The organism is Neobacillus bataviensis LMG 21833, assembly GCF_000307875.1.
Taxonomy (GTDB): domain Bacteria; phylum Bacillota; class Bacilli; order Bacillales; family Cytobacillaceae; genus Neobacillus; species Neobacillus bataviensis.
On sequence record NZ_AJLS01000125.1, the window covers coordinates 1 to 11,690 of the forward strand.

At 41.6% G+C, this 11,690-nt stretch carries 14 protein-coding genes and 1 other annotated feature; all 14 genes read right to left on the reverse strand.

Going from position 1 to position 11,690, the window contains the following annotated elements; genetic code table 11:
* Positions 1-117: 117 nt before the first annotated feature.
* A complete protein-coding gene (gene rpmA, locus BABA_RS17855) occupies positions 118-411 on the reverse strand; it encodes a 50S ribosomal protein L27 (protein ID WP_007086626.1) in 294 nt (97 codons plus the stop codon).
* Positions 412-756: a ribosomal-processing cysteine protease Prp gene (locus BABA_RS17860; protein WP_007086627.1), complete on the reverse strand. Its 345-nt coding sequence runs from the start codon at positions 754-756 to the stop codon at positions 412-414. It lies immediately after the preceding gene.
* A gap of 14 nt (positions 757-770) precedes the next feature.
* Positions 771-1,079 carry a 50S ribosomal protein L21 gene (gene rplU / locus BABA_RS17865; protein ID WP_007086628.1) on the reverse strand — a complete coding sequence of 103 codons (309 nt, stop codon included), beginning with the start codon at positions 1,077-1,079 and terminating at the stop codon, positions 771-773.
* A gap of 13 nt (positions 1,080-1,092) precedes the next feature.
* Positions 1,093-1,175, reverse strand: a sequence feature (ribosomal protein L21 leader region).
* A gap of 36 nt (positions 1,176-1,211) precedes the next feature.
* The gene (locus BABA_RS17870) at positions 1,212-2,672 is read right to left on the reverse strand and encodes an Rne/Rng family ribonuclease (RefSeq protein WP_007086629.1); all 1,461 of its coding nucleotides are present in this window, start codon (positions 2,670-2,672) and stop codon (positions 1,212-1,214) included.
* 397 nt (positions 2,673-3,069) lie between these two features.
* Positions 3,070-3,936 carry a M50 family metallopeptidase gene (locus BABA_RS17875; RefSeq protein ID WP_007086630.1) on the reverse strand — a complete coding sequence of 289 codons (867 nt, stop codon included), beginning with the start codon at positions 3,934-3,936 and terminating at the stop codon, positions 3,070-3,072.
* A complete protein-coding gene (locus BABA_RS17880; RefSeq protein ID WP_007086631.1) occupies positions 3,929-4,717 on the reverse strand; it encodes a M23 family metallopeptidase in 789 nt (262 codons plus the stop codon). The genes BABA_RS17875 and BABA_RS17880 overlap by 8 nt, the downstream gene beginning before the upstream one ends.
* 110 nt (positions 4,718-4,827) lie before the next feature.
* On the reverse strand, positions 4,828-5,631 hold the full coding sequence (gene minD, locus BABA_RS17885; RefSeq protein ID WP_007086632.1) for a septum site-determining protein MinD: 804 nt from the start codon (positions 5,629-5,631) through the stop codon (positions 4,828-4,830).
* Position 5,632: 1 nt separating this feature from the next.
* Entirely contained in the window at positions 5,633-6,313 is a 681-nt protein-coding gene (gene minC / locus BABA_RS17890) for a septum site-determining protein MinC (protein ID WP_007086633.1), read from the reverse strand.
* 184 nt (positions 6,314-6,497) lie between these two features.
* Positions 6,498-7,016 carry a rod shape-determining protein MreD gene (mreD, locus tag BABA_RS17895; RefSeq protein WP_007086634.1) on the reverse strand — a complete coding sequence of 173 codons (519 nt, stop codon included), beginning with the start codon at positions 7,014-7,016 and terminating at the stop codon, positions 6,498-6,500.
* Positions 7,013-7,894, reverse strand: a complete 882-nt coding sequence (gene mreC / locus BABA_RS17900) for a rod shape-determining protein MreC (protein WP_007086635.1) — start codon at positions 7,892-7,894, stop codon at positions 7,013-7,015. Before mreC ends, mreD begins: the two co-directional genes overlap by 4 nt.
* A gap of 24 nt (positions 7,895-7,918) precedes the next feature.
* Complete coding sequence (locus BABA_RS17905) at positions 7,919-8,941, reverse strand: rod shape-determining protein (protein WP_007086636.1); 1,023 nt, start codon at positions 8,939-8,941, stop codon at positions 7,919-7,921.
* Positions 8,942-9,103: 162 nt separating this feature from the next.
* Positions 9,104-9,793, reverse strand: coding sequence for a RadC family protein (radC, locus tag BABA_RS17910; RefSeq protein ID WP_007086637.1), 690 nt, complete (start codon positions 9,791-9,793; stop codon positions 9,104-9,106).
* A gap of 36 nt (positions 9,794-9,829) precedes the next feature.
* The gene (locus tag BABA_RS17915) at positions 9,830-10,402 is read right to left on the reverse strand and encodes a Maf family protein (protein ID WP_007086638.1); all 573 of its coding nucleotides are present in this window, start codon (positions 10,400-10,402) and stop codon (positions 9,830-9,832) included.
* Between the two features lie 199 nt (positions 10,403-10,601).
* Complete coding sequence (locus BABA_RS17920; protein ID WP_007086639.1) at positions 10,602-11,684, reverse strand: hypothetical protein; 1,083 nt, start codon at positions 11,682-11,684, stop codon at positions 10,602-10,604.
* Positions 11,685-11,690 lie beyond the last annotated feature (6 nt).

Sequence of the window (11,690 nt, forward strand, 5' to 3'; positions counted from 1 at the left end):
GGACACTAGCCGCTAGGGTGATGGAGCTGGACAATTCTCAAAATCGAAATTTATCCTTTCCTCATTCAAAAAGAAAACTCTAACCAAACAGGTTAGAGTTTCCTTTTGATGTAATCCTTAAGCTTCTTGAGCTACTGGATAAACGCTCACTTGTTTACGGTCACGACCTAAACGTTCGAATTTAACAACACCGTCGATTTTTGCAAAAAGAGTGTCGTCTCCTCCGCGGCCTACGTTTTCACCTGGGTAAATCTTTGTACCGCGTTGACGGTAAAGGATTGAACCACCAGTAACAAATTGACCGTCTGCACGCTTAGCACCAAGGCGCTTTGCGATAGAGTCACGTCCGTTCCTTGTAGAACCTACACCCTTTTTAGATGCAAACAACTGAAGATCTAATTTTAATAACATTTATTCCACCTCCTGCTTTTTGAAGGTAATCTTTATGTGCTTTCCGTACTCTTCTTCAATCGTACGTAATGAAACAACCATAGCCTCAAGGATCAGCTGAACCTTCTCGTGGATGTCACTTGGAAGTTCTTCCGGGACAACACAGCTGAGAAATCCATCCGCCCTATGTTCAAGGTCGGGCGTGACACCGGTCAGTTCGTGTACTGCATTAATTGCCCCAACGGAGACAGCAGACACGCCTGCACAAACGATATCCTTCCCCCGGTCAGCGAATAATGCATGACCGCTCATTTCGAAAGACTGAATCGTGTCGGATTCAGTACGAGTAATCGTAATTCCAATCATCTATTAACAACACCTTACGCGTTGATTTTTTCGATGATTACTTTTGTGTAAGGTTGACGATGACCTTGTTTCTTACGGTTGTTTTTCTTCGCTTTGTACTTGAAAACAACGATTTTCTTCGCACGGCCTTGTTTTTCAACTTTAGCTGTAACGGTAGCGCCTGCAACAACAGGGCTTCCAACTTTTACAGTTTCACCGCCAACGAAAAGAACCTTGTCAAAAGTAACTGTTTCACCAGCTTCAACATCTAATTTCTCAATGTAGATTGCTTGGCCTTCTTCGACTTTAACTTGTTTCCCGCCAGTTTCGATAATTGCGTACATGAACTGCACCTCCTTATAAACTCAGACTCGCCATCTGCAGGCGTTTTACGAATCTCGCAAAATCTTAGTACCTGTTCTGTGCGGTTGTAGCACGGGTGCGCTACAAACATAACATTAGAATACTAACATAATTTAACGAATAGTGTCAATAGCCTTTAGGGAGATATCCTGGTCATCGCCAAATTGTTTTAGGACATAATACGGTTTTGCTGCTTGCTGGATAGAAAAATAAAGCTTTAATTGCAGCAACTCTTCTAATGTCTTCCGGTGGGCTTCATTTTCGCCTAATAGCGCCTCTTTTACCTCTTTTGTTGTCTCTATAAGGATTGCCTCATATTCAGCGTGACGGTGCTCTAATAGTTCCCGTTCAAGACGGAATGCTATGGTTTCGGTGCTTAAGATGCGTCCTGTGCCTTCACAAACTGGACATTTCGTTTGAAGTGCCTCTGATAGTGCGACTTTTGTCCTTTTTCTTGTTAACTGCAGGATTCCAAGTGGTGTAAAGCCGATGACTTTTGTTCTTTTTTCATCCTTGGTACATTCCGTTTGGATCGTGGTGAGAATGGATTGCTTGTCCTGCTCACGCTTCATATCAATAAAATCAATCAGGACGATGCCGCCAATATCGCGAAGTTTGAGCTGTCTGACGATTTCCTTCGCGGCGAGCTGATTAGTTTTGAGAACTGTCTCCTCGTAATCGGACTTTCCAGAAAACTTCCCCGTGTTCACATCAATGATGGTGAGCGCTTCCGTTTCATCAAAAATAAGGTAGGCACCATGATCGAGCCAGACGACCCGCTTTAGGGCTTTCTCAATTTCATGCTCCACATTGTTTGCTGAAAAGATGTTCTCTTTACCGTTGTAGTAGTTGTACTTCACCTTGGTGTTGGCCTGCTCAAGCATTTTTTTTATGACGAGGTCATCGACGATTACTTCACCAGACTTCATTCTAGCGACTTGAGCTAGGATCATTTCAATAAAAGTATCTTTTTGAAAAATTAATCCCGGCTTCTTTGAGGTTTTCTGTAAAAGTTCTTGGTATTCTTGCCTTAACGATTGAAGTTCTTCTTGGATTTCCTCTTCTGTACTTAAAATGCTGGATGTACGGAAAATGATACCCTCTTCTTCGGTTTTAAGACGGCTGCCAAGGTGGCGTAGTCTTGCCTGCTGTGCTTCATCGGCAATTTTTTTCGATACGGCAACATAGCGACCTTTGGGCATGTAAATTAGGTGGTTCCCTTGGATTTCAATAATACCGGTTACCTTTGGCCCCTTTGTGCCTGTCGCATCCTTATCCACCTTAACGAGCATTTTTTCCCCTTGGTGGACAAAGGAAGTTACACTCTTTTGCTTGTCTTGGGCGAGCACGTACGATGGCAGGCTGTCACGGTGCAAAAAGGCGTTTTTCTCTTCGCCAATATCGATGAAAACAGCATTCATCCCCGGCAACACCTTCGTAACGATCCCAAAATAAATATTACCGACCAGCGAGCGTTGCTCTGGTCGGTCAAAAACGATATTTTCCACACGATTGTCACGAAGATAAGTAAATCGCTTCTCCCGTGCGGTGTAATTGATAATTAATGTTTCCAAAACTGCGTCCTCACTTTATAAAAATAGCTTATTGTTATTTGTTATATTTGCATTGCCGTATTAGGGAAGAAACAGGACGGATCTTCACCCGAAAAGTCCTTCATCGATCTTATGAAGTACTTTTCTCTTTTATTTTTTCTCGATTAGTCCTTCATAGACCTTATGAAGGACTAATCCTATTAATTTTTTCACGATTTGTCCTTCATTGACCTTATGAGGGACTAATCTTATTTATTTTTTCTCGTTTTGTCCTTCATCGACCTTATGAAGGACAAATCTTATTTGTTTTTTCACGATTTGTCCTTCATAAAAAAATTTTCATCAAAATGGTACCTTCAGTCACAGCAAAAGCGCTCGATTACCGGGCGCTTTCGCTTTTTTACTATTATACACTTTATCAATATGAAAAGAGAAGGTCGCTGATTTTGTCGGTTAGGCGTTTTTCAGTGAAATAGGCGTGCAGGAGCTCGTTTTCATCCAATGTGCCTTTTTCCTTGCCCTCCGCTTCAACGATAATCGGATGCTTGCAGCCGCGTTGGAATTTTTCCAATACGTGGATGAGTAAATCCTGTTCATTGGCTTGGATGGGCTTCAATGCCTGTAACCCCGATTTTTTTCCGTAATAGCGCTCTAACAAAAATCTCATAAAGATAAAGCGCCGCTGTTTCCACTCGTGATACAACGAGAAAAATAAGAAGGCAATTATAACCCATACATTAATATGAGAAGGTGCAGCCAGTAATATCATCAGCGAAAACATGGACAAGCTGAAAAACGAAATTAAAAGCGTCAGACGATGTGCACTTGGAAAGGAATTTTTTAATGATAGCAGTAAAAATACCAGTTTTCCGCCATCAAGCGGCCACACTGGAAAAAGATTGAAGACTAGGATCATGACGTTGTAGTTAATAAATAGTTTAAATAAATCTTCAGAAATCAACTCCATCGAAAATAAGACGTATCCTGCCGCCATCATCCACAGATGCTGAAGCGGCCCGGCAATCACAACAATCGTTTCTTCCTTAAGTGGGCGATTGCCGTGCTCATCCATTTCCGCCACCCCGCCAAACGGCAGGAGCGTGATCCTTTTGATCCTCCATGAAAAAAAAGAAGCCGCAACAGCATGCCCCATTTCATGGATAAAAATAATCGCAAGCAGCAGGCAGACTTCCAGGAAATACCCGGTCGCAATCGATAGTGCAATCACAATCCATAGCAATGGATGGATTGAAGTGAGTCGAAGTAACATAACCGCTCTATTCAAAGCGGATCACCTGAATGGGATCAATGAAATCATCGTCCTTTTTTATCGCAAAGTAATATTTGCCTTTTGTTTTATCTTCGCCCGTTGAAGCGGAAACCGTGCCTACGACCGTTCTTTTATCGATATGATCATATTTGTTGACTTTCACTTCCTCTAAATTCCCATACCATGTTTGCGAATCATCTGGATGCTGGATGATGACAGTTTTTCCCAATCCCTCTTTGATTCCCACGAAGGTGACAAACCCATCATCAATGGACTGGACAGCAGCCCCCTTTCCCGTTTCAATCATGATTCCCTGGCCATTTTTTTCAAAGTTTTCGAGGATTTTCCCCATTGCCGGTACAGAAAAATTCTGTTCTTTGACGACTGTCTTTTTTCCTGCTTGATCATCTTCTGAAAATGGTAGCAGAGCTAACGGCTTGCCAAATTTGTTTTCATACCAGTTTGAAACGGTGGCAAATTTAAAATCTATGTCCATTTGCTTCACAACAAAATCTCTTACCGGCTCAAAGGTTGCGGTATGATTCCGAAACAAAATCGCAATCGTCAAGAATAGAAGCACGGAGGCCAATATTTTGAAAAAGAAAACTTCCTTTTTAAATAATGGATGTCCCTCATCTCCGCCTCCGTTTCCCGAAGGGGTAATAGGATTAAAGCCGTATGTTTCATCATCACCATGCCAAACCATTTGGCGGTCAGCAGTTTTGTTCGTTGAACCCTGTTCTTTTTTCCTTTTAGCGATTCGTCGCCGTATTTCCTCCGGTGTAGACCGCGCCATACCCATCCACCCTTTTCCCACTTTTTGTACAAGTTTATGTACGAGGAGGGACGAGTATGACAAACATTAAAAAGCCTGTCCGCAATTAAACGCGGACAGGCTCTAAAAAATTAGCGAACGCCAAAGAACTTTTTAATTTTTGTAAAAACACCTTTATTTGCTTCCTCAAGCGGCTGCAATGGAATCGATTCTCCGAGAATCCTTCTGGCAATATTACGATAAGCAATCGACGCCCGGCTGTTTGGATTTAGCGCAATGGGCTCGCCGTGATTTGAGGCCTTAATGACTTCTTCGTCATCGGCAACAATCCCAATAAGCTCAATGGATAAATGCTGGGTGATTTCATCAATATCGAGCATATCGCCGCTCTTCATCATATGATTGCGAATCCGGTTGACGACTAATTTAGGCGCTTCCATATTCTTTTGCTTTTCAATCAGACCAATGATTCGGTCGGCGTCACGCACCGCGGAAACCTCCGGCGTTGTGACGATAATCGCCTTATCCGCTCCGGCCAAGGCATTTTGGAATCCTTGTTCAATACCGGCGGGACAGTCGATAATAATATAATCATAGTCTTGCTTTAATTCAGTAACCAATTCCCGCATCTGCTCAGGCTTAACCGCAGATTTATCGACGGTTTGGGCTGCCGGCAGCAAGTATAATAACCCATCAAAACGTTTGTCTTTTACTAATGCCTGATGGATTTTGCATCTTTTTTCTACTACATCAACCAGATCATAAATGATTCTGTTTTCAAGTCCCATCACAACATCCAAGTTTCGAAGACCGATGTCTGTATCTATTAAGCATACTTTTTTACCTTGAAGGGCCAGAGACGTCCCAATATTAGCAGAAGTTGTGGTTTTCCCCACGCCGCCCTTACCGGATGTAATTACTATTGCTTCTCCCACCTTAATGTCCCCCTTCGAATCTGTTTAAATTAGGCCGTAAATGAATTAAAACTTGTAATCTATCAACAATGATTTGCCGATCCTCATCTATGTACGCACATTCCATTTCACGCTTCTCGTTGTTTTGAATGTTATCAGGGGCTCGATTGATCGAATCACTTATCTTAAGCTGGGTTGGTTTCATACTGGACGCCACAATGACAGCTTCTAGATTGCCAAAGCAGCCAGCATGTGCCACACCTTTTAACGATCCCATGATGAAGATATTTCCCCCGGCAACCACTGTTCCACCTGGATTGACATCACCGATTAACAATAAATCGCCGGGGGCTTTGAGCACTTGTCCTGAACGAACAATACTAGAAACGGACATGATCTCGTTTTCAGCTTTTAGGCTTAACGCCTCTTCCCTTGTGATAACCTCTGATTCAATATCATCGACAACAAAATTCTTCTTTTGGCGAATCAAGCTCTTTAGCTCTTCCCGCTGCTCTTCGGTTAAATATCTATTGCCCACATTTACTTTGACAGAGATTAAGTTGCGTTCTTCTTGTGTCCTTGAGTTGGTCGATAGCTTCTGCTCAAGTTCCTTTTTTAGTTCCTCGTAAGAACATTTATCATCAAGATGAAGGACAAGGCCTTCCTTCGTTCCTTTTATTGTAACATTTTGCCGTTTTTTCATGGAGAAAATTCACCTCATAATTAAAAAGCAGTTTCTAGACACGCAAATTTTTCCAATCTAAAAGTGGAAATTACATGCCATTATACTCGTTCCGAATTATACCTACAGACATCTCAAATATAATTCGACATGATGCGTCCATTCTCCTCTTTTTTAAAAAGAAATCTAGCTGACTGCTCAAACGTCAGTCAGCTCTCAGTGACTCGGCATGCTTTTCAAAAAGCCGCTTAAAAGGATATCCCACAATGACAATGAAGATGGCATTTAAGATGAGGGTCGGATAAAAACGCAAATGAATAAAGCTCATAAAATCGAGGGTTGTTACATGGATTAAATGATCCATTTCATAAACCCCCACTTCTAATAACGCGATGCCAAAAATGGATACTAGGAAGGCAATCACAATATTGGTTTGCATGATATGCATAATTTTGGAAACAAGATAACAAATAAATGGATAAAGAAAAAGATAGATCCCAATAATTTCGATATAAACAACATCAAACAATAATCCAAAAATAGCTCCATAAATCAATCCCTGTTTCTTCCCAACATAAATGGTTAGAAACAATAGGCCAGTAAAAAGAAAGTGAGGGACGATAATGCGATTATGTCCGAACAAGTCTGCCGGTACTAATTGAACAAAAAGACTTTCTAAAATAAATAAGAACACAAACAAAAGAGGAAGAAGGAACTTTCTCACGATCCCTCCTCCTTCCCATCAGATGTTTCAGCAGCATCAACCGGTATCATGTTTGTTTTCGTGACAATCACATTTGTAATATCATAAAAATCTGCCCCAGGTTTCACGAGTGCAGTTAGATTCAACCCATATTGATCCTGCTTCACTTCGACCACTTTTCCAATCATTAACCCCTGCGGAAAAAAGCCGCCTAAACCCGAGGTAATAACGGTTTGACCCTTTTCAATTTTTGCACCTGAAGGGATGGCCTTCACCATCAATAATTTTTTCTCTTGATCATAGCCTTCTACCAGTCCGTGCACATTGGTTTCGCCCTGGACGATAGCGGAAATCCGATTCTTCGGATCCATCGAACTCAACAGCTGTACGGTTGAGCTGAATTGGGTCACATTTTTTACTTTTCCAATCAGTCCGCTTGCTGTAACAACAGCCATATTTTTCTTAACACCTTGCAATTTACCTTTGTCGATTATAATCATTTCATGCCAACGATCAGGGTTTCTGCCAATAACAGTAGCTGGAAGTGGTTCAAAATCTCGCAGGGTCTTTTTTTCACCGAGAACGTCACGCAATTCTTTATTTTCCTTTTTCAACTCTTGCACCTGTGCCTCAAGGCTGGCAAGATTTTCAATGCGCGGTTTTAATTCCTTATTCTCATCATATGTATTTGTTAAGTCCTGGAGATTTTCAAAAAAGCCTGCAACATAGTTGGTAGGCTTTGAAACCAGGGATTGAACCCAGCCGGTGGTATCTTTGATAAATTGCTCCGGCCAAGATAGTTTACTTCTCTCCCTTAAAGAAAACCCAATCAATGCCACGAGAACAATAATGCTGACAAGCAAAACAATCAGTCGTTTATTCAAAAAGAACTGTGGCATGATTATACACCTCTATTTTTCTATTTATCGCGATTCTTTGGCTTTGTTTTTAAATAAATGAATATGGTCTAGTGCTTTTCCTGTTCCGATGGCTACGCAATCAAGCGGGTTCTCAGCAATTAAGACAGGCATTTTCGTTTCTTCACTAATAACCCTGTCCAAATTACGAAGAAGCGCGCCTCCACCCGTTAATACAATTCCACGATCCATAATATCGGCCGCAAGTTCTGGCGGCGTTTTTTCTAGCGTATTCTTCACAGCTTCAACAATCGCATATACCGTATCATTTAAGGCGGTAGCAATTTCTTTTGCGGTAATCTCAATCGTTTTTGGCAGGCCGGTTAATAAGTCACGGCCGCGAATTTCCATATTGTCGACGCCTTCTGGAATGCCGGCAGAACCGATTTCCATTTTAATGGTTTCCGCAGTGCGCTCCCCGATCATTAAATTATAATTTTTACGGATATAAGAAATAACCGAATCATCCATTTCATCGCCAGCCACGCGGATCGATATGCTTGTCACGATTCCCCCTAAGGAAATAATGGCAACTTCAGTAGTTCCGCCGCCAATATCCACCACCATGCTGCCAGTTGGCTCCCAAACAGGGAGGTTGGCGCCAATCGCTGCCGCAAATGGCTCTTCAATCGTATAGGCATCCTTTGCCCCAGCTTGTCTCGTCGCATCAATCACGGCACGCTCCTCAACTGCTGTGATGCCTGAGGGTACGCAAACCATGACATATGGCTTGCCGGAAAAAAGATTATTACTTTTCTGCGCCATTCGTATGTGGTGCTTCATCATCGATGCCGTTATTTCAAAATCGGCAATGACCCCATCCTTCATCGGCCGCATTGCTACGACATTCCCCGGTGTCCGTCCTATCATATTTTTTGCATCGTTTCCAACTGCGACAATACTCTTTGTATCGGTTTGCATCGCTACGACCGATGGCTCCCGTAACACAATTCCTTTTCCTTTTACATATACGAGGGTATTTGCTGTCCCCAAGTCAATCCCAAGATCTCTAGGTTTAATTCCAAACATAATGTTGTATCTCCCTTTCTGATACGAAATGCAATATTCTAATAGGCAGGTAATCACCTTAATTATCATGTCTATTTTCGTACTATTTATATAGATAATTTAAAAACAGTCCTAAAAAATCATACCCAATATTATAGCGTATCGTCAAATATTATCCTAGTGTCAAACATACCCTTTTTCCTTTAAACTCACAAACTTGTTTTCACCGATGATCAAATGATCAAGAAGGTCGATGCCAATTATTTTGCCACACTCGACTAGTCTTTTGGTGACCTCAATATCCTCGCGGCTTGGTGACGGGTCTCCAGAAGGATGATTATGCAATGCTATCACGGATGCTGCCGACCGCTTTAACGCTTCACGGAACACTTCACGGGGGTGCACAATCGAGGCATTTAAACTGCCGATAAAAACAGTTTGTTTGTGGATCACTTGATTTTTTGTATTTAAATAAAGGCACACAAAATGCTCCTGCGTCAAAAAGCGCATATCGTTCATGACGTACTTGGCACCGTCTTCCGGGGAACGAATCGCATAGCGGTCCGTGTTGTTAAGGTTTGCAATTCTTCTGCCGATTTCCACGGCAGCAAGAATTTGAATCGCCTTTGCTGCGCCAATCCCTTTAATTTCGGTTATTTCTTCTAAGGTCGCTGATTTTAACATTCTTAGTCCTTCAAAATGGGTAAGCAGGCGATTTGATAGCTGTAATACCGATTCATCCTTTGTTCCGGTGCGGAGTAAGATGGCAATCAGTTCATGATTCGATAGGCTTTGCGGGCCATGTTGAATAAAACGCTCCCTTGGGCGTTCGTCTTGCGGAAAATCACGGATCATTAATGTATTTGTCGACACATTTCTTCCTCCCTTTTTTAGGGAGTTAATGAACCTTTAATATGGCAACCGGTAGCCCGCCTTTTTCAATTCTCTTATCGTCCTTGCTACAGGCAGACCGACAACCGCAAAATAGTCTCCATTTATTTTTTTGACAAGCATACTTCCGAGCTGTTGAATGCCATATGCACCTGCTTTATCAAGCGGCTCACCACTTTGCACATAGGCTTTAATTTCTTTGTCCGTTAACTCCCAAAACCAAACTTCTGTTTTTTCATAAAATCGGGTGGTACTTGTTGGAGAAACAATGGATACACCCGTAAACACATCATGCTTAGTACCTGACAAACTTGTTAACATTTGAATGGCTTCTGCTTCATCAGCTGGCTTTCCTAAGATTCGATTATTCAGAGCGACAATCGTGTCCGAACCAATCACAATGGCATCCTGATTTTCTTTAAAAACTGCCTGTGCCTTACGCTCGGCCAACTCCATCACAACTTCCTCGGGAGAGAGTTCCGGATCAAAGCTTTCATCAACTTCACTACTGATAATCGCGAATGTTAAGTGGAGATTTTCTAGAAGTTCCTTTCGCCGTGGAGAAGAAGAGGCTAAAATGAGGTTCTGCATTCAATCACCTTACCTTTTGCATTTGTATAGGGAGATACATGTCAATGGTATCAGAAATCCCTCAAGCAAACAATTTTTATATCATTAAAATTTGAAGATTTTTGTCAGTATATGCAAAGAGTCATCTCTTCCTTGCAAATAAAACAACCTGTCCGCTTGAGACAGGTCTTATTTCCCAGAAAATATCGAGGTTTGTCGATTATAGCGAATAATAGGCTGATAAAAAATTTAGTAGATGCTGCTGCGCTTCGTTAAGGCTTTTTGTATCCTTTGATTTTTGGAACGCTTTAACCTTTTCTTCAGCACTGGATAATTCAGCTTTCAGGCTTTTTACCTTTTCATTTTTAATACCACTTACCTTTAATTGTTCATCAATGCTTCCTATTGCTTTAGCTGCATCTTCTGGAATTGTTTTCGTTAAAAGGGCACCTGAAGTTGCTGCAGAAAGAGTTTGGTAAATGGTCGGGACTTCATCAAGAAAGACCTTTTCCTTGTTAGTAATATCGGAAACTTTCTTTTCATCCAGTGATAGTGCCTTGGCAAATGCACCCTCGACACCACGTTCTTTATATTGAGTACTCAACGATTTGGCTGTTTCAATTGAATCAGCAATTCCTAGAAAGATAAACTGGTTGCCATCTATTTCTACTATTTGCGATGGGATTCCTTTACTTTTAAGTTCGTTCAAAGCTTCCTTGGCACCATCCTTAGATGTATATTTCCCGCCTTGAATGACATTGGATGTTAATGGACTGATAGCTGTAGAAGTTGTTTTTCCAGTGGCAGGTTTATTTTCCGTGTCCCCTTTTTCTTCCACTACAGGTGTATCTGTTACCGCCTTCTTATCAGTAGGCCCTGAAATCACGAGCTTCAGCATCACTACACCAATCGTGGTTCCAATGAGGATAGCGAAAATACCTGAAATGACAATGGATCCTAGTGGCCGGCCACTCTTTTTGTTGTTGTTAGACTTGGATGAAAAGGATGTTATTTTGGGGAGGCTACTTTTCTTAGGTGTTTTACTGCTAGTTATTTTATATTCCTCTATTTCATTTTCGGAGGACTCGGGAATGATCCAATCAAAGCTCTCATCAATAGGCTCCTTGGCTGCAGCTGTTTCTGAAAAAACATCCGAATCTATTCTATTCGAATCTATTTTAATCACCCTCGTCGTTTGCTTGAGGCTGTCTTCCGGTTCCATTTTCTTTGGTTCTTCATGATATTCTTGCGTTTCTCCATTTAATTTAATCTTAATTGTATTGCCGCCTTTAGGCTTGTCCACTAACCC